Below are 18,270 nucleotides of genomic sequence, written 5' to 3' on the forward strand. Positions count from 1 at the left end.
AATGTCGAAGACATCAGAGCTCTTACAACTAAGCCCTCAGATGTGCGTCAAGACCTGCGACGGCCTTTTCGATCAAATCCAGCGTGCCCTCGAAATCACGGGTGTAATACGGATCGGGCACATGATCCGCGCCTGTCTCAGTAGCGAAATCAGTCAGCAAGCGAACCGGAGTTTCGTTGCCACGGGGACGCAAATTTTCGATATTGGTAAGGTTCTCTGCATCCATTCCGATGATCAGGTCAAAGCGGTCAAAATCTTCGGCCACGAATTTGCGCGCGCGCAGATCGCTGATGTCGATACTACGGGCATGAGCAGCCTGCTGCATTGGGCCATAAGGCGGGTCTCCGATGTGCCAGCCAGAGGTTCCGGCGCTGTCAGTGGCATGATGCGGCGCACGGGCGCGAAAAGCACCTTCGGCGGCCGGAGACCGGCAGATATTGCCCAAACAGACGAAAAGGATACGGTGTGTCATACAACCGGGTGTAACGCGTGAGGCGGAAATGCAAAAGATCGTCATTCTGACCGGTGCCGGGATTTCCGCCGAAAGCGGGCTGGGCACATTCCGCGACGAAGGAGGTCTGTGGGCGCAGCACAGGATCGAGGATGTCGCCACGCCCGAAGGCTTTGCCCGCAATCCGGCGGTGGTGCACAAGTTCTACGACGCGCGCCGTGTGCAGGCTGCACAGGCGCAACCCAATCCGGCCCATACCGCGCTGACCCACCTGCAACGCAACTGGCCCGGCGAGGTTATCATCGTGACCCAGAATGTCGACGGCCTCCACGAAGCCGCAGGATCCGAGAATGTGATCCATATGCACGGCACCCTCGCTGGGGCCTTATGCACCACCTGCGATTACCGCTGGGTCGCCCCGCCCGAGATGTCGGTGGGCGAACCCTGCCCCGCCTGCGGTGGCCCAACCGCCCGACCCGATGTTGTATGGTTCGGTGAGATGCCCTATTTTATGGACCTGATCTACGATCACCTGGCCAATGCTACAATCTTCGCTTCAATCGGCACCTCGGGTCAGGTCTACCCCGCCGCAGCATTTGTGCACGAGGCGACAATGTCAGGCGCACGAACCGTCGAGTTGAACCTGGATCCGTCATCCGGCGCCTCGAGTTTCGATCAGGTGATACTTGGCCCTGCATCCGAAACCTTGCCACGCTGGGTTCAAAAGCTACTGCGCGAATCTTAACCCGCCAGACCGGCACCAAAATTATTGATACGACAATCGAAATAAGAGGCTCCCATGACCGACCCCCACCACACGCGCGAAGAAATCCTGGACGATTCCAGTATGGAGGGCCGCGATACATTTGGCGACCAACTGGCAAATCTGTGGTGGACCTTCCTGTTGCGCGGATGTCTGGCCGGAGCATTGGGGATCGCCGCGCTGTTTTGGCCAACGGGCAGTATCTCATTGCTGTTGCGACTGGTCGGCCTGCTTTTGGTTCTAGATGGCGGCCTGACCCTACTAGGCTTTGGACGGCGCGGATTGATCGGCGGCGTCGGCATCGGGGCACTGTTGATCGGTCTTGTCCTGCTGATCTGGCCCGAGGGTGTTGCGCGGCTGACATTTTTCCTGCTGGGTGCTTGGGCGCTGATCGTCGGCATCGGTTCGTTGCTGGCATGGCGGCAGATACCCAGCAACAACCCGGATGCCGTGATGGTGCGAAACTCGGGGATCATTGCTCTGATCATTGGGTTGGTGCTGTTGTTCTGGCCCGGCAGTGGCATGGTCGCACTGGGGTGGGCCATTGCCTTTTCCGCTCTGGCTTTCGCCGCCGTGATGTTCTTTCTGGCAGCGCGCTTCAAACGGGCGCATGACCGCGTTTCGATGCGGGTTGTTAACCGTTGAAGCGATAGGCAAACAGGCCGGGCAAAGCCCGGCCTGACGCGTGGATGACGGCCGCATAGCGGCTTGAAGGATGACGTGACCTTAGTTCGAGTGGGCGCCCATGTCTTTTCGTTCCAGATCAACCGGCACGTCGATCTCAACCTCACCGGCTTTTTCAAAAACCAGCGTTACAGGCACAGTTGCACCATGTTCAAACGGAGCAACCAATCCCATGAACATCACGTGATCGCCCCCGCGCTTGAGCGCATGCGCACCACCGGCTGGGATGACGAACCCCTCTTCGACATGGGTCATCTGCGCCACGCCGTTGGCATCGATCAGATGCGTGTGCAGCTCAACCCGTGCAGCCGCCTCCGATTCCGCGCGAACAAGACGGTCATCCGCCTCGCCCGTGTTCTGAATCACCATAAAGGCCGCGCCCGCTTTCGCCGTTTTGCCGGCGGAGCGCGCATAGGCATCTTCTAGTGTGATGGTTTCCTGCGCCATTGCAGTGGTGGCAAATGCGGCCGCAGCCAGGGTTGCCAAAAGTTTGGAAGTGAGGGACATTGCGCCTCTCCTATGTCAAGTGTCTGAAAAAGTTAAATTTAATCAGGCTCTTGCAGGTGGCGCGCGGGCGGGCTGAAACGGAACGGGCGCTGCTATTAGGCTCCTGTCGCCGCGCTCTAAAAATGGCCCGGCATAACTTGGTGCATCGGGCAGCACATGTGAAACGACAGCAATAGCACCCAGCAACGTCAGCGCATAGTCGGGGCAGAAATGCGGGGGCTTTGCCGGTTGCCCCTCGGCATCCATATAGATCACAACAGGACCAACACCAGTACACAGCACCATCTGCCCGACTGCGGTATCAACGCCACGCGACGCAGCCACCCCTTGACCGGTCAGAATGACCAGCAGAGACAGGGCAAATGATAGAAATCTGTTCCGAAAGTGTTTCATCCTGCCTTCGGTATACGCCCGAGACAAAAAGGGCTTCAAGCACAATCGAATGCGCCAGAAGCCCTCGGGTCATTTTGGTCAGTACGAGGTCAGTTGTCCAATCCAGGACGTTTGACAGACCCTTTGGTCAGGCTGGTATGCAACCTGTTCACCTGACGCTGCATCCGCACACATGTCCCAAACGTCTTGCCAAAAAAGGCCGCCAAAAGGGAGAGGGAATCAAAGGATTTGAAAGACATGAGATCGAACTCCGCCAATAGAATATGAACAAACATATTCAAACATCAGAACACTGTATGTGAACAAGATCACGCTCTGACGGCGAAATCGTCTAAACTCACTCAGACAAAAGAAAAGACCCTGCACCGTTCGGGTACAGGGTCGAAATCTTTGATGAAAAAGAACGTTTAGACCGCAGCTTGAGCCTTGGCGATTTCTTTTTTCACTTTCAGTGCGTTGGTGGACAGCTCGTCATCCTTGGCTTTGGCCAGGAACGCATCCAGACCACCACGGTGGTCAACTGAACGCAGGGCAGCGGCCGAGATACGCAGCTTGACGCCACGACCCAGGGTTTCCGACTGCAGGGTTACGTCGTTCAGGTTGGGCAGAAAACGACGACGAGTTCTGTTTTTGGCGTGGCTGACATTGTTGCCAGTCATCGGGCCTTTTCCGGTCAGTTCGCAACGGCGCGACATGGTTTCTTCCTTTGTATCTGCGGGCTGGGTACAGGACCCGTGGCCAAATCACAAGGGGCGCAACCCGAAGTCGCGCCCGAAAACTGGTTGGATGCGTTTAGTGGGAATCACAGGAAGGGTCAAGACGGGCCGTGCGAAATCTTTGCACCCATCTTAAACTCTATAAGACCTAGGCGCCATTGCGTTGAAGCAAGGGTTTGTTGTTCTTCAAATGCCGCTGGATCAGGTGGGACTGTTGGCGTCCACATGGTATGAACCGGGCCGGGTTTTCACCATGATTTTCGATCAGTTCCGGAAAGATTTCGAAAATTTCTTGCCGCGCCTCCGATCCGAGGGATTTCAGGGCCTCGACTCCGGTGAACAGGCTTTCGGTTGGGGCATCTTCGGCAAAGATGACATGATGGCGATCAAATAGCAGGTGAAAATACTCAACCGATTGCACGGCCTCATCGATATAGATTCCCGGCAGTGCGGTCAGTTTGATCGCCGGAATCAGAACTTCGGTGGTGCCGAACATGCGTTCCGCGATTCTGGACTGCACCAGCATCCTGTGCTGGCGTGAGACCAGAAGATCGCGATGCGGCAAACCCTCGCCCAGCGCACCTGCAAGGATTCGTACCGGCAAGAGCCTGGGATTTACCAGCAAGGCGGCGCGGTCAAACTGTCGACGACCGATCCAGCGTATAGGCTGAGGGTCGCACCCCATGGTCGGGACCATGTCCCCGATCCGCAGCGCTTGGATTGCTTTCATGCCGTCCTGCGTCAGGATGTGCGTGTCACGGGTAAAACAAGGAACGCCACTTCCGTTCTCAAAGGCAGAATATGTGACCGTGATACCGGATGGTAGGGTGAACGTCCCGCTGGACAGGGTATAGCCTACGCCATCTACGACATTAATGACGCCAAAATTGGTATCGGTGATGACGGTACCCACCGGCAAGTTCAACGTGTCGGTCCCGCCACCACCCCGCAAATCGCCACTAACGCTGGTGCTGGTGAAATTCAGGGTATCGTTGCCGCTCCCCAGCCGGATGTTTCCAATACTCGAGCCACTGATATCGACAGTGTCGTCATCCGACCCGCTGGCAATCCTGCCACCAATGGTGCTGCTGGTGACGGTGATCGTGTCGGAGCCGGCATTGCCGATGACATTCCCGGTAATCGTGCTGTTATTGATATCGACGTCGTCGTCGCCACCCCGGCCGCGGATATTATCAATCGGAGTTCCAGCCGGTGAACCGTTCAGGGTCCCCGTGTCATTGTTAACGTCGATATCGTCGTTGCCGTTGGTCCCAGTAATATCGGGCATAGCTGACGGTTCCCGCATATCCGGCCTGGCGACAGATGCGCGGCCTTAACCTGAGTTTGCATCAAGTTTGGGTCAACTTGCAACCTATGGGCGATAACCCACCGATCCGAAATCAGAAAGAGAATGAGATCAAAGGCTTGAATAAGGACTTAGCCAGCGACTAAAGCAGACAACATATGTTCCGCCGCAACCGACGGACTGAGCTGACCAGTGCTGACCTGCGAGCCCAGACGCTCCATTTCCGAGCGCGCTTGTGGAGTCGCCAGACGCGCCAGAAGGGCAGACCGAACCTCTTGTTCGAACCAATATTGTGCTTGCGTGGCGCGGTTGACCTCCCAGTGGCCATTTTCACGGCGCCATTTGCTGAGGGACTGCATCTCCTCCCAGGCTTGAGCCAGCCCATGTTCCTCGACCGCTGAGACAGTCATCGCCTTGGGAAACCCTTCCGGGTCCTGGGGTCGTTTACGCAACAGACGCAGCGCCCCGGAATAGTCGGCGCAGGTGCGAGTGGCGGCAGATTTCAGGTCACCATCCGCCTTGTTGACCAAGATCATGTCGGCCATTTCCATGATACCGCGCTTGACGCCTTGCAGTTCGTCACCGCCCGCCGGGGCAAGCAACAGCATAAACAGATCCGACAACTCGGAGACAACCGTCTCGGATTGCCCGACACCAACCGTTTCGATCAAAACAACATCGAACCCTGCGGCCTCACATAAAGCGATGGCCTCACGTGTGCGGCGGGCAACACCGCCCAGGTGCGACTGGCTGGGTGATGGACGGATAAAGGCGTTTTTCTCGCGGCTCAGGCGTTCCATCCGGGTCTTGTCCCCCAGAATGGACCCGCCCGACCGAGTCGAGCTGGGATCAACCGCAAGAACCGCAACGCGCAGCCCCTGCCCTGTCAGCATCATACCAAAGCTTTCGATGAACGTGGACTTGCCGACGCCGGGCGTTCCTGACAATCCGATCCGCAGGGCCTGGCGGCCTTCTTTGGTCAATCTGGTCAGCAGTTCCGTCGCCTGCGCACGATGATCGGCGCGACCGCTTTCCACCAGCGTGATGCCACGGGCCAGCGCGCGCCGGTCTCCGTTCAAAATCCTGTCACTCAGGCTGTCCAGTTCCATTTCGCCCCCAATCAGTTGCGGCAGTTCTAGTTGCCGTCCCAATGAGGGGTTTGTCCAGACCAGAGCGCACAAGAATTTACCTCTGGGATATACGCTTTCCGGGCATAAGAGACGGAACTGGACCTTGTCGTACCGTTGGCGGATAAAGCCCGCATGATACGCCTGCCCATCGACGACGCCATTCCTGACCTTCTTGCCGCCCTAAAGGCTTCGGGCCGCGCAGTGCTGCAGGCACCTCCGGGCGCGGGGAAAACAACACGAGTGCCGCTGGCGATACTCGAGGCGGGGCTATGCGATGGCAAGATCGTGATGCTGGAACCACGCCGCCTGGCGGCCCGGGCTGCTGCTGAGCGCATGGCCGATACGCTGGGACAGCGCGTGGGCGACACAGTTGGTTATCGCGTGCGAGGCGAGGCGAAGGTATCGAAATCGACCCGGATCGAGGTCGTCACCGAAGGTATCCTGACCCGGATGCTGCAAGTCAAACCCGATCTGCCCGGCATTAGTGCGGTGATTTTCGATGAATTCCATGAACGTTCCCTGAACGCGGATCTCGGCCTGGCTTTGTGCCTTGAGGTCGCCGGGGCATTGCGGGACGATCTGATCCTGCTGGCAATGTCGGCAACGCTAGACGCTGAGCCTGTGGGACGGTTGATGGAGGCCCCCGTTGTGACGTCCCAAGGGCGCAGCTACCCGGTCGAAACACGTTGGCTGGACCGACCGCTAGGACAACGGGCGCGAAAGCTGGACGCATTGGTCGATCTTGTGGTTCAGGCCGAGCGCGAAACAGAAGGTGGGATGTTGGTGTTCCTGCCCGGAGAAGGCGAAATCCGCCGCGCAGAGGCCGCCTTGGCTGGCCGGCTATCCAGCAAAGCTACGGTGCGACCACTATTCGGCGCGATGCCTTTCGCTGCCCAGCGCCAAGCGATTGCACCGGTCGAAACCGGTCGCAAAGTGGTTTTGGCTACGTCCATTGCCGAAACCTCGTTGACCATTCCAGACATTCGCGTGGTCTTGGACATGGGACAGGCTCGGCGGGCGCGTTTCGATCCGGGTTCGGGTATGTCCAGACTAGTAACCGAGCGGGTGACGCGCGCCGAGGCAACGCAGCGCGCTGGCCGCGCTGGTCGTGTCGCCGAAGGCAAGTGCTATCGCTTATGGTCGAAGGGCGAAGAAGGCGCGCTGGCCGCCTATCCCCCGGCCGAGATCGAGGCAACCGACCTGACCGGGCTGGCGCTGGAACTGGCACTTTGGGGGGCGGACCCCGAAGAACTGTCTTTCCTGACCCCTCCACCCGAGGGCACGATGACAGAGGCACGCACGTTGCTGATGATGCTGGGCGCGCTGGATGGGAAGGGACGGATCACCGACCACGGGCGGTCACTAGCGGCGCTACCTCTGCACCCGCGATTGGGACATATGCTGGAACAGGTCGGCCCCGCCGCCGCACCTTTGGCCGCTCTCATGGCCGAGCGTGATCCCTTACGGGGTGCTCCGGTGGATATGTTGCTTAGGCTCGAAGCCATGCGAGATATGCGCGCCTTTCAACGCAACCGTGTCTGGCAGGTCAACATTGGTGCGTTAGAACGGATAAAAACCGAGACCAAGCGGCTGCAAACCAAAGGCAACCTGTCCGACTTCAGCCCAGCGGCAACAGCTGCACTCGCCTATCCCGATCGCATTGGACAACGGCGCAAAGGGGATGAGCCGCGTTATGTGTTGTCAGGAGGGAAGGGTGTTGTGCTGGATGGCAGCGATACGCTGGCTGCCGCGCCTTATCTGGTTGTGACCGATACCGATGGCAACCCCCGCGAAGCAAAGGTGCGCATGGCCGCACAGATCTCGGAAAAGGAAATTCGTGACTTGTTCGAGGATCAGATCACCTGGATCGAGGTCTGCGACTGGTCAAAACGTGACCGCCGTGTCGTTGCGCGCAAACAAGAACGGCTAGGCGCAATCACGTTGAGTGATCGTGTTTGGAAAGAGGTTCCGGACGAAGCAGTTGCATTGGCGATGCTGGATGGCGTCCGTGATCTTGGCCTGCGACTGAACGGGGCCGCTGCGCGATTGGCGGCACGGGTGGAACTGGTCCGGACCGAAGGCGCAGAGCTGCCTGATTTCTCGATCGAGGGGTTGACCGACACGCTGCAAGACTGGCTGTTGCCGATGCTTTCCGGCGTCCGCAATGCTGAAGACTGGAAACGGTTCGACCTGTTGCCAGCGTTGCGCGCCCGACTGGACTGGGCCCAGACGCAGGAACTGGACCGGCGCGCTCCAGGGTCGTTTGAAACTCCTCTGGGGCGAAAGGTGCCGATAGATTATGGCGGTGCAGTACCGGAAATCTCGGTGCGGCTGCAGGAACTGTTTGGCGTAACGCGCCATCCGGTCATTGGCGGTGAGGCCCTCAAGATCACTCTTCTTTCACCGGCCCAACGACCCATCCAGATCACGCGCGACCTGCCCGGTTTCTGGGCTGGGTCATACGCGGATGTGCGCAAAGATATGCGCGCGCAATATCCCAGACACCCTTGGCCCGAAGATCCAACCAAGGCCGACCCCACCCTGCGCGCAAAACGTCGAAATTAGGCGGCCGTCGGGAATTTTCGTCGAAAATTCTTGGCATGAAGATGCGGAAAGCACGGCGATTCCGGGCGTTCATTGAAGATTATCTGTTTCATTGCTATGTGGGCTGCTCAGGTAAAACCCGGGTACGCGAACGACAAACATGACAAAATGGCTGCGAAATATTTGGGAAGAGGTCGCCCGGCCTCTGTTCCTGCGCCCCCATCGGGTGCAGTTTGGCGCCTTGTGCACCCGCGAAACGCAGGACGGGCTGCAGGTTCTTTTGATCACCAGCCGGGACACCGGACGCTGGATCATCCCCAAAGGTTGGCCGATTGATGGCCTGGATGGCGCCGAGGCTGCCCGGCAAGAGGCCTGGGAAGAAGCCGGCGTGCGCGCCCAATCCCTATCCAAAGACCCAGTTGGGCAATATACTTATGACAAGATCCTGAAAGACGGGGCCAGCCAGACTGTGGTGACCAATGTCTATCGGATCGAAGTGCAGGAACTGGCCGATATCTACCCCGAGGCCGAGGAAAGGACCCGCGAGTGGGTTTCGCCCGTGATAGCGGCCGAACGTGTTCAGGAACCCGAACTGCGCGCTTTGCTGCTGCAGCTGTGACACCTCCACAAAAAGTGATGACGCCACGGTTGCTCGTCTGAGCGAAACCGTATAGCCGCGGGTGTTCTTTTGGAAACCGCCCGCAATAGCCTGATGTCGAACCCAAGCTCCAAACTCCGTTGGCAATCGCTGGACAGCGATCTGGCGCGCATCTCGCGCGTTGAGTATGCCAATGCCCATGTGGCACGCCCCATGCTGGCGCCGGGTATCGCCTTCGCCTTTATTGCGCTGGCCGGGCTGACGGCCGCAGTGGTTTTTGGGCGGGCTGATGGCGGGTTGATCGTTGTCGCGGCAGCGGGTTTTGGGGCCTATATGGCCATCAATATCGGCGCAAATGACGTTGCCAATAACATGGGCCCCGCTGTCGGGGCCAACGCGCTGACCATGACCGGCGCAATCGTCATCGCCGCCATCGCAGAAAGCGCGGGGGCCTTGCTGGCAGGTGGGGATGTCGTCTCGACGATTTCGAAAGGGATTATAGACCCGGCATCAGTTCACGACAGCACCGTCTTTATTTGGGCGATGATGGCGGCTCTGATTTCTTCAGCCATGTGGGTCAACTTGGCCACCTGGGTCGGCGCGCCTGTTTCGACCACACATTCGGTGGTAGGTGGCGTCATGGGGGCGGGCATCGCAGCAGCTGGCCTAAGCGCGGTCAGTTGGACCACGATGAGCGCCATTGCCGCCAGTTGGATCATCTCTCCTGTGTTAGGTGGAACTATTGCCGCTGGCTTTCTGGCTTTGATCAATGCCAAAATTCAGTATCAGGACGACAAGATCGCCGCTGCCCGCCGTTGGGTGCCGATACTCGTTGCTGTCATGGCTGGTGCCTTTACCACCTATTTGGCCGTCAAAGGCCTGAACAAGCTGGTCAAAGTTGAGCTTGAAGTCGCTTTGCTGTTCGGTCTGGCCACCGGATTTCTGACATGGCTGGTGACAGTCCCTTGGGTGCATCGCAGATCAGAAGGACTAGAAAACAGAACGAAGTCTCTGAAAACGCTGTTTGGGCTACCACTTATTATTTCAGCAACATTTCTTAGCTTTGCCCACGGCGCCAATGACGTGGCAAATGCGGTTGGTCCGTTGGCGGCAATCGTGCATACGGCGCAGTTCGGGGATTTCGCTGCACAAGTCGCAATTCCAACCTGGGTGATGGTGATCGGAGCGCTGGGAATTTCCTTTGGGCTGTTCCTGTTTGGCCCAAAATTGATCAGGATGGTCGGCAGTCAGATCACCAAGCTCAACCCAATGCGCGCATTCTGTGTCGCCCTTTCTGCGGCGATCACTGTGATCCTGGCCAGTTGGCTGGGCCTGCCCGTCAGTTCCACCCATATCGCAGTGGGCGCGGTCTTCGGAGTGGGCTTCTATCGCGAATGGCATGCCGAGCGGCGCAGAAAGAACGCGAACCACCAACGACTGCCCGAGCGGCGCCAGGCACAGGAAGAGAAAAAACGCCGGAAACTCGTCCGTCGCTCGCATTTCATGACGATCGTGGCTGCCTGGATCATAACGGTCCCCGCTACCGCAGTGTTATCAGCCGCTATCTTCTGGACACTGACGGCTTTTCTCTAACCCATCAGCTTCGGATTTGCTCGGGAGTAAGCGGGGATTTTGGGTTCTGTGCAATCTTTTCGCGAACCTGCGCGCAGATTGGGGTCGCAATGCCTTGCTGCTCGCCCAAACGGATGATCTCGCCTTGCAGACTGTCGATTTCCGTTGGGCGCCCTGCCATCAGGTCATAGGCCATAGAGGTGCGCGCCGAAGGGTCAATGATCAGCATCCGGGATGCGACCCGCGAAAACAAAGGCGTAGGCAGACGCAGGATATACGGTGTCATCCATGCGGGCAGCGGCGTCATTGACACAATCGGTTGTCCTGCGGATCGCAACACGGTCAGAGCCTCGGACATCTGATCTGCCATCAGTTGGCGCCAGTTGCGGTCCAGCAACTGCTGTTTCAACGTCAACCCGGACAGCGCATTCAGCGCGTTATTGAGATTGATCACCAGCTTGCCCCATTGGACGGCTTCGATCTGGTCACTCTCTGACACCGGTAGGTCGGGGTCAGTCAGCTTTGCGCCCAAATCGCCGAGGCCGGATTGGATAACGATTTCACCAGAAGTCGCGCGATGAAATCCGCCGGTATCTGTCGGTACGACGTTGAACGGCACCATACCGGCGCGGACATCGTGGTGCGGAAGCATCGTACGTAAGGTGCCTGCGTTTTCCAGTCCATTTTGCCAGGAGAGGATCACAGCGTCTGGAGCGTGTTTCCCGATTTGCTTCGCCATCTCTTCCGTCGCGCCGGTCTTTACCGTGACAATGACCATTTCAGCATCACTCAGTTCCGCCGGATCTTCGGTCAGGGACAGGTTGGTCACATGACACCGCAGGCCTGAAAAATCTGTGACCATCAGCCCCTTATCCCGGATCGGGTCGAGGATTCGTGCCCGCCCCAACAGGGTGACATCGTGACCGGATCGGGCCAGCAAAGCCCCGCAGTAACATCCAATGCTGCCCGCCCCCGCGATTGCGATCCTCATGACGCCCCTCCCCTTCGGTCAAAGATTGCCGCGATCCGCCTGTCAGACAAGGCCAACTGACGCCAGGTCAGCGCGCGCGCCTCGGGCGGGTGCGTTCAAGGTCTTCTGAAATCGGGATGAAGTCTTGATCGTCCCCCGGAGGCAGTTGAAAAGCCCCTTTGGCCCAGTCCGCCGTTTTCCATTCGCGGGTGGCTGCTTCTATCTTTTCCTTTGAGGACGACACGAAGTTCCACCAGATATAACGATCCTCGTTCAACGTCGCACCTCCAAGCAACATTAGCCGCGCACCTTGCGGCCCTGCCTGAACGGAAAGGCGATCCCTTGGCCGAAACACCATCATACGACCTTGGGTGAACTGATCCCCGGCGATCTCAACCGTTCCTTCCGTCACATAAACACCGCGGTCTTCTTGATCATCAGGCAAAGGAAAAGAGGCCCCAGGGGCAAGCTGCACGTCCAGATAGAAGGTTTCAGACAGTGTCGTGACCGGGCTGCTTTCACCATAAGCCGAGCCAAGGATTAGACGAGCGCTGACCCCAGCATCCTGAATATGGGGTAGCGCAGATTGTTTATGATGTTCGAAGTCCGGTGCAATATCTTCCTGTTCCTCTGGGAGCGCGATCCAGGTCTGAATGCCAAAAAGACTGTGTCTTTTGCTGCGCGTTTCCTTGCTGGTGCGTTCAGAATGGGTTACGCCGCGTCCTGCAATCATCCAGTTGACCTCACCGGGATAGATCATCTGATGGGTGCCCAAACTATCACGATGCTCAAATTCCCCTTTATACAGGTAGGTGACCGTGCCCAACCCGATATGAGGGTGTGGCCGAACGTCTATACCGCCTTCTGTGATGAATTCTGCAGGGCCGACCTGGTCAAAGAAAATGAACGGGCCAACAAGCTGTCGTTTGACCGAGGGTAGCGCGCGGCGCACCTCGAACCCACCCAGATCACGTGCGCGAGGAATGATCAGTGCCTCTAAAGACGGGTTCTCAGTCAAACGATCGGGGTTGTGAGACGGGTTCCAGCTCATTCCAGTTTCTCCCTTTTTCGGCAGGCAACGGTTCGCCCCTGCAAGATGCAGGCCGCTGCACCTGAAAGAAACCTCAATAATTGCACAACTCCGGTGGAATTTTGTCCGTTATGACATATCATTAATGTTATTACATAACAATTCTAACAGAAATTCCACCTGAGAAAAGAACCATCCAAACAGCTCGCTACCCGATCACCTGTTTGACAGGGAATGCAGGGCATTTTTGCTGCCCTGCAAAGGAATGTTGCTTACGACTAAAGAAGGTGTCAGTCGCCGTGCTTCAGATAAACAAATTGCCAAACACAATCACGCCAGGCGTTTGGCATAAGACGCACGGTTCAGTTCGACCTCTTGCACCGTGATGCTGCCAACCTCGGGCATGGCAACAGTCAGAACATCCAAAACGGTAGCGTTCAATTCAGCTCGCGTGGCCTCATCCCGGCCCTGCATCAATAAAAGCGTCGCATGGAGAAAGGTCTGCGGTTCGGTCCCGATCCGAAAATAGGTGACCGGGTTGGCCCGGATCTTAAGGGCCGATGCATCAAACTCAGCATGTTCAGAAAGCACCGCAAACAACTTCTCGCAGACCGCATGGAAATCATGTTTCTCTTCAAGGCCCTGAGAGAATTCGAGGACTATATGGGGCATTGTGCACTCCGGAAATCATGAGAGAGCACGCGGCTCTCTCTTGCCATTTTCATGTGTTCAGACGCCCAGACACCAACGCATAACGGCCTTCTGGGCGTGCAGTCGGTTTTCGGCCTCGTCAAAAATGACCGAGTTCGGCCCATCCATGACATCGGATGTCGCTTCTTCTTCGCGGTGCGCAGGAAGGCAATGCATGAACAGCGCATCGGGTTTGGCATGGGCCATCAATTCGGCGTTTACCTGATAAGGACGCAGCAGGTTGTGGCGCCGTTCCTTCGCGGATTGAGAGTCGTGCATCGAAACCCAGGTATCGGCGACAACCAGATCGGCCCCATCTACAGCCTTGTAGGGGTCCCGTTCCACAACAATCTTGGACCCTTTTTGACGGGCAAAACCCATGAAATCCTCTTCGGGGTCGAATTGCGCCGGGCCCGTAAAAGTCAGATCAAACCCGAACTGGCCCGCCGCGTGAAGGAACGAGGCACACACATTGTTACCATCGCCAGTCCAAACGACTTTCTTCCCAGCGATCGGGCCACGGTGCTCTTCGAACGTCAGAACATCGGCCATGATTTGGCAAGGATGGGTGCGATCGGTCAGGCCGTTGATCACCGGCACGTCCGAGTATTCCGCCATCTCGGTCAGGATGGTTTCGTCAAAGGTCCGGATCATGATCATATCGACATAGCGCGACAGCACGCGGGCAGTGTCAGCGATGGTTTCGCCGTGGCCCAACTGCATGTCCTTGCCCGAAAGGACCATCGTCTGACCACCCATCTGGCGCACGCCCACATCAAAGGACACGCGCGTCCGGGTTGACGGTTTTTCAAAGATCAGGGCGACCATGCGGTCTTTGAGTGCCAATTCGTCATCCGGTGCCGCCTTTGGCTGCCCCAGACGCGCCTGCTTCATGGCAGCAGCCTGGTCGATCATGCCCCGCAAAGCGGCGGCATTGGTTTTGTGAATGTCGAGGAAGTGCTTCATGTCGTTTCGCTTTTCTAATCGGGTGGGCTCAGGCAGACGCCAGATTGCTTTCGACCTGCGCGGCCGTTTTCTCCAGACGAATAACCGCCTGTGCAATGTCGTCCTCTGTGAGGGTCAAAGACGGCAATAGGCGGATCACATTGTCAGCGGCGGGAACGGTGATGAGGCCGTTATCATATCCCGCATTCACCACGTCCAAGTTGGTCGCCTTGCATTTCAGACCCAGCATGAGCCCTGCGCCGCGCACCTCTTCGAACACGTCCGGATGATTTGCAATCAATCCTTCGAGCTTCTGGCGCAACATGCCCGCCTTGCGATTGACCCCGTCCAGAAAGGCGGGGGTTGCAACCTGGTCGATCACCGCGCAGCCCACCGCGCAACCGAGAGGGTTGCCGCCATAGGTCGACCCGTGCGTACCTGCCGTCATGCCGCTGGCCGCGTCTTCGGTGGCCAGCACCGCACCCAGAGGGAACCCTCCACCGATGCCCTTGGCGACCATCATGATGTCAGGCGTGATGCCTGCCCATTCATGGGCAAAAAGTTTACCGGTACGCCCAACGCCGCATTGGACCTCGTCGAGGATCAGCAACAGGCCATTGTCGTCGCAGATTTGACGCAGCGCTTTGAGCTCGGCATCAGGGACGGGGCGAATACCGCCCTCGCCCTGAATGGGTTCGATCAAGATCGCCGCGGTCTTGTCCGAGATCGCATTGGTGACACCGTCAAGATCACCAAATGTCAGGTGTACAAAGCCGGGCAGCAGCGGGCCAAAGCCTTTGGTCATCTTCTCGGACCCCGCAGCGGCGATGCCTGCCGAGGACCGACCGTGAAACGAACCGTCAAAGGTGATGATGTCGACCCGATCGGGCTGATCTTTATCGTAGAAATATTTGCGTGCCATTTTCACAGCTAGCTCGCAGGCTTCCGTGCCTGAATTGGTAAAGAACACCGTGTCGGCAAAGGTATGTTCAACCAGCTTATCAGCCAGCGCCTGCTGCTGAGGGATGTTATAAAGGTTCGACACATGCCACAGCGCGTGGGCCTGTTCCGTCAGCGCGTTCACCAGCGCCGGATGCGCATGGCCCAGTGCATTCACCGCAATCCCCGCGCCCATATCCAGAAAACGTCGGCCATCCGCTTCGGTCAGCCAAGCGCCTTCGCCCTTCACAAAGGTCAGGGGCGCACGATTATAGGTCGGCAGAACGGACGGGATCATCGGATCATCCTTTTCGATATGTTGAGCCCCGTGAGTGATACACGAGAGCCATGTTCGTCAACTGATTTGGTGGGAGATGCGCCGATTTGGGCGGCGCAAAAGGATCAAACGGGCCGGTTACGCGGCAAAGCGTCGGCGTCGAAGTCGCAGGATATCAGCGTGTTTGATCATGGGTGCCGTATAGCGGCGATGCTTTGTGATGAAAAGCGTTTTGTTTCTTTGGTCAGAAGGGCTGGTTTTCAGGCGTCGCTCCACCGGTCCAGCTTGCCCATGCCGCGCGTAAAAGCCCAGGCCAGAATACGGGGCATGCCCTTGTTCACCAGCGCATCCAGACAATGGGACTGAAATTCCTCGAACGAGGCATCGGGATGTCGAAACGCACCGTCCGCATAACAGAGTGAACAATACCGCGTGCTGCGGGTTCCGTCCGCTTCGCTGCCGCCCCCTTCGGTATCCTTGCTAAGAGGCATGCCGCAGCTTTGACATTTGAATCCCATCATCTTTCCCCTTGCAGGCTTTGACCACGAGCCATAAGATCAAAACCATAGAGTATAGTCAATGGTTTTACATATGCGTATCGGAGAACTGTCCCGCCGAAGCGGGCTGCCCCGCGACACATTGCGGTTTTACGAGCGGCACGGATTGATTGCCTCGCGCCCCGGGCCAGAAGCGACAAACAGCTATCGCGACTATCCGGATGACACGCTGATCACGCTGGAACAGATCGGCGATGCACAGGCGGCGGGGATCAGTATCGCGCAACTTGCAACCCTGCTGGGGCAACTTGGTGCGGCTGATCCCGAAAGCTTTGACGGCGTAGCATTTCTTCAGGAACGGATCGAAGAGGTTGAGGCGCGGATCGAGCGCGCAAATCGTTTTCTGGACAGCTTGCGACAGGCCAAACAGGCTCTTGCTACACCGTCGGGACAGCCCTGACCGTTTTACCCCTTGCCTTTCGTCCACCCGTACATCACCGCTTACGCATGTTCGTTCCCAAAGCGCATAACCCGCCCGTTGCGGCACTGTTGATTTTTGTCGCCAGTGCATTCCTTGCGGCAACCACCCTGCTGGCCAAAGCTTTGGGGACAGATACGCTAGGTGCTCCTTTGCATCCAATGCAGATCAGCCACGGGCGGTTTCTATTCGCCTTCCTGGTCATCGTTTCGGCAGTGGGCATCATGCGCCCTAAACTGCGGCGGCCCCATTGGGGGCTGCATATCGGTAGGACAAGCTTTGGCTGGCTGGGAATCACGCTGATGTTTGCATCGGTCGCGTTCATACCGATGGCGGATGCGACGGCGATTTCGTTCTTGAACCCGGTCTTTGCGATGGTTCTGGCCATTCCCTTGCTGAAAGAAGGCGTCGGTCCCTGGCGCTGGCTGGCGGCGGCGGTGGCCCTGATCGGGGCAATGGTTCTGCTGCGCCCGACACCTGCGAGCTTCCAACCTGCGGCGTTACTGGCGCTGGCGGCGGCGGTCGTCATCGGGATGGAGCTGATCTTTATCAAAAAGCTGTCAGGGCGAGAGAGCCCGATCCAAATTCTATTGGTGAACAACGCGATGGGCCTGACCATCGCATCAGTCGCGGTGAGTTTCGTGTTTCAGATGCCCAACCCAGCGCAATGGGCAGCCCTTGCGGGGATCGGCGCATTGATGGCTTGCGCACAGGCCTGTTTCGTTAACGGCATGGCGCGGGCAGATGCGTCTTTCGTAGCGCCGATAAGCTATGCGACACTGCTGTTCGCTGCGCTATATGATTTTGCGATATTCGATGTGGTCCCCGACGCGGTCAGCCTAATTGGATCTGCCATCATCTTGGCCGGAGGGCTGATTCTTGTGTGGCGCGAGGCGCGGCACCGTCAGGCCTTGAGCCGATAGCCCGTTCGCAGCATCTGCCAGGTCAGTGCACCGACCACCAGTGTTGCAGCCGTGCAGATCAACATCCCAAGGTAGGGCGAGCTGTCCGAAACCCCAATCATACCATAGCGCAGCCCGTCGATCAGATAGAAAACCGGGTTGGCGTGGCTTAGCCGGTACAAAACCGGCGGCAAAGCTTCGACCGAGTAAAAGGTGCCAGAAAGAAACGCCAAAGGCGTGACGATGAAGTTGGTAATCGCAGCCATCTGGTCGAACTTATTGGCGAATATCCCGGCAAAAAGGCCCAGCGCGCCCATAAAGGCCCCTCCCAGCACTACAAAGATCATGGCGATCAGTGGGTTCTGCGGGACAATACCCAGCACCAGCGCCAGCGCGGTTGCAACGACAACAGCGATCAGAAAGCCGCGGGCAATGCCGCCCGCAAGGTATCCCAGCAGAATCTCCAACGGCGAAAGCGGCGGCATAAGGGTATCGACGATGTTGCCCTGTACTTTCGAGATCACCATCGAGGACGACGTATTGGCAAACGCATTCTGGATCACCGTCATCATCATGATGCCCGGCGCCAGAAAGGTCAAAAATGGCACGCCCATCACATCAGACCGGCTGGGCCCGATAGCGATGTTGAAGATCAGCAGAAACAGCCCCGCAGTCACCAGCGGTGCCAAAAGTGTCTGCGTCCACACCGCCATAAACCGCAAAGTTTCCCGCCGGGCCAGCGTATAGAGACCCATCCAGTTCACCGCACCAAAGCGGCGTGCCTCCTGATCCATGAGATTCTGCATGATCTGCCCTCTACCTGATTCGAAGACCGCTTGTAACTCGGACCGCAGTGTTTAAAATAGGGGGCTGAGACG

Annotated in this window: 20 protein-coding genes; 7 read left to right on the forward strand and 13 right to left on the reverse strand. The window is 57.7% G+C overall.

The features are described 5' to 3' along the window. Window positions 1-28: 28 nt before the first annotated feature. Entirely contained in the window at window positions 29-472 is a 444-nt protein-coding gene (locus AC2FH0_RS19250) for a low molecular weight protein-tyrosine-phosphatase (protein WP_496698072.1), read from the reverse strand. Window positions 473-500: 28 nt separating this feature from the next. Between AC2FH0_RS19250 and AC2FH0_RS19255 the strand changes: the two genes are divergently transcribed. Together AC2FH0_RS19255 and AC2FH0_RS19260 are read left to right on the forward strand one after the other, a co-directional pair. Further along, window positions 501-1,196, forward strand: a complete 696-nt coding sequence (locus AC2FH0_RS19255) for an NAD-dependent deacylase (protein ID WP_496790116.1) — start codon at window positions 501-503, stop codon at window positions 1,194-1,196. A gap of 54 nt (window positions 1,197-1,250) precedes the next feature. Then, window positions 1,251-1,859 carry an HdeD family acid-resistance protein gene (locus AC2FH0_RS19260; protein WP_496692855.1) on the forward strand — a complete coding sequence of 203 codons (609 nt, stop codon included), beginning with the start codon at window positions 1,251-1,253 and terminating at the stop codon, window positions 1,857-1,859. A gap of 81 nt (window positions 1,860-1,940) precedes the next feature. Here AC2FH0_RS19260 and AC2FH0_RS19265 read toward each other — a convergent pair whose 3' ends face one another. The 5 genes from AC2FH0_RS19265 to meaB all read right to left on the reverse strand — a co-directional run bounded on the left by AC2FH0_RS19265 (window position 1,941) and on the right by meaB (window position 5,929). After that, window positions 1,941-2,405 carry a copper chaperone PCu(A)C gene (locus AC2FH0_RS19265; protein ID WP_142638090.1) on the reverse strand — a complete coding sequence of 155 codons (465 nt, stop codon included), beginning with the start codon at window positions 2,403-2,405 and terminating at the stop codon, window positions 1,941-1,943. A 42-nt stretch (window positions 2,406-2,447) separates the two neighbouring features. Beyond that, window positions 2,448-2,798: a hypothetical protein gene (locus tag AC2FH0_RS19270; RefSeq protein WP_142638088.1), complete on the reverse strand. Its 351-nt coding sequence runs from the start codon at window positions 2,796-2,798 to the stop codon at window positions 2,448-2,450. Window positions 2,799-3,205: 407 nt separating this feature from the next. Then, window positions 3,206-3,493: a 50S ribosomal protein L28 gene (gene rpmB / locus AC2FH0_RS19275; RefSeq protein WP_142638086.1), complete on the reverse strand. Its 288-nt coding sequence runs from the start codon at window positions 3,491-3,493 to the stop codon at window positions 3,206-3,208. A 169-nt stretch (window positions 3,494-3,662) separates the two neighbouring features. After that, window positions 3,663-4,802 (reverse strand): Hint domain-containing protein, encoded by a 1,140-nt coding sequence (locus AC2FH0_RS19280; protein WP_496790118.1) that lies wholly within the window; start codon window positions 4,800-4,802, stop codon window positions 3,663-3,665. A 149-nt stretch (window positions 4,803-4,951) separates the two neighbouring features. Further along, window positions 4,952-5,929 carry a methylmalonyl Co-A mutase-associated GTPase MeaB gene (gene meaB / locus AC2FH0_RS19285; RefSeq protein ID WP_142638208.1) on the reverse strand — a complete coding sequence of 326 codons (978 nt, stop codon included), beginning with the start codon at window positions 5,927-5,929 and terminating at the stop codon, window positions 4,952-4,954. A 153-nt stretch (window positions 5,930-6,082) separates the two neighbouring features. Between meaB and hrpB the strand changes: the two genes are divergently transcribed. The 3 genes from hrpB to AC2FH0_RS19300 all read left to right on the forward strand — a co-directional run bounded on the left by hrpB (window position 6,083) and on the right by AC2FH0_RS19300 (window position 10,685). After that, a complete protein-coding gene (gene hrpB, locus AC2FH0_RS19290) occupies window positions 6,083-8,515 on the forward strand; it encodes an ATP-dependent helicase HrpB (RefSeq protein WP_496790119.1) in 2,433 nt (810 codons plus the stop codon). Window positions 8,516-8,654: 139 nt separating this feature from the next. After that, on the forward strand, window positions 8,655-9,113 hold the full coding sequence (locus tag AC2FH0_RS19295; protein ID WP_496790120.1) for an NUDIX hydrolase: 459 nt from the start codon (window positions 8,655-8,657) through the stop codon (window positions 9,111-9,113). A gap of 93 nt (window positions 9,114-9,206) precedes the next feature. Next, window positions 9,207-10,685, forward strand: coding sequence for an inorganic phosphate transporter (locus tag AC2FH0_RS19300; protein WP_496790122.1), 1,479 nt, complete (start codon window positions 9,207-9,209; stop codon window positions 10,683-10,685). Between the two features lie 4 nt (window positions 10,686-10,689). On the opposite strand, the gene AC2FH0_RS19305 is transcribed toward AC2FH0_RS19300, so the two are convergent. From AC2FH0_RS19305 to AC2FH0_RS19330, 6 genes are all read right to left on the reverse strand, one after another. Then, the gene (locus AC2FH0_RS19305) at window positions 10,690-11,655 is read right to left on the reverse strand and encodes a 2-dehydropantoate 2-reductase (RefSeq protein ID WP_496790123.1); all 966 of its coding nucleotides are present in this window, start codon (window positions 11,653-11,655) and stop codon (window positions 10,690-10,692) included. 67 nt (window positions 11,656-11,722) lie between these two features. Continuing rightward, window positions 11,723-12,685, reverse strand: coding sequence for a pirin family protein (locus AC2FH0_RS19310; RefSeq protein WP_496692860.1), 963 nt, complete (start codon window positions 12,683-12,685; stop codon window positions 11,723-11,725). Between the two features lie 309 nt (window positions 12,686-12,994). Continuing rightward, window positions 12,995-13,336 (reverse strand): 5-carboxymethyl-2-hydroxymuconate Delta-isomerase, encoded by a 342-nt coding sequence (locus AC2FH0_RS19315; RefSeq protein ID WP_496790125.1) that lies wholly within the window; start codon window positions 13,334-13,336, stop codon window positions 12,995-12,997. 57 nt (window positions 13,337-13,393) lie between these two features. Further along, entirely contained in the window at window positions 13,394-14,320 is a 927-nt protein-coding gene (gene argF / locus AC2FH0_RS19320) for an ornithine carbamoyltransferase (RefSeq protein ID WP_271950442.1), read from the reverse strand. 28 nt (window positions 14,321-14,348) lie between these two features. Then, complete coding sequence (locus AC2FH0_RS19325) at window positions 14,349-15,536, reverse strand: aspartate aminotransferase family protein (RefSeq protein ID WP_496790126.1); 1,188 nt, start codon at window positions 15,534-15,536, stop codon at window positions 14,349-14,351. 239 nt (window positions 15,537-15,775) lie between these two features. Beyond that, window positions 15,776-16,036, reverse strand: coding sequence for a zinc ribbon domain-containing protein (locus AC2FH0_RS19330; RefSeq protein WP_496790128.1), 261 nt, complete (start codon window positions 16,034-16,036; stop codon window positions 15,776-15,778). 58 nt (window positions 16,037-16,094) lie between these two features. On the opposite strand from AC2FH0_RS19330, the gene AC2FH0_RS19335 reads away from it, so the two are divergent. Together AC2FH0_RS19335 and AC2FH0_RS19340 are read left to right on the forward strand one after the other, a co-directional pair. Continuing rightward, entirely contained in the window at window positions 16,095-16,472 is a 378-nt protein-coding gene (locus AC2FH0_RS19335) for a MerR family transcriptional regulator (RefSeq protein ID WP_496692864.1), read from the forward strand. Window positions 16,473-16,519: 47 nt separating this feature from the next. Continuing rightward, window positions 16,520-17,413, forward strand: coding sequence for a DMT family transporter (locus AC2FH0_RS19340; protein WP_496790130.1), 894 nt, complete (start codon window positions 16,520-16,522; stop codon window positions 17,411-17,413). Here the strand turns inward: AC2FH0_RS19340 and AC2FH0_RS19345 are convergent. Next, complete coding sequence (locus AC2FH0_RS19345; protein ID WP_142638062.1) at window positions 17,395-18,198, reverse strand: ABC transporter permease; 804 nt, start codon at window positions 18,196-18,198, stop codon at window positions 17,395-17,397. The genes AC2FH0_RS19340 and AC2FH0_RS19345 overlap by 19 nt on opposite strands. Window positions 18,199-18,270: the final 72 nt, after the last annotated feature.

It is taken from the genome of Ruegeria sp. CDSC051 (assembly GCF_059610665.1).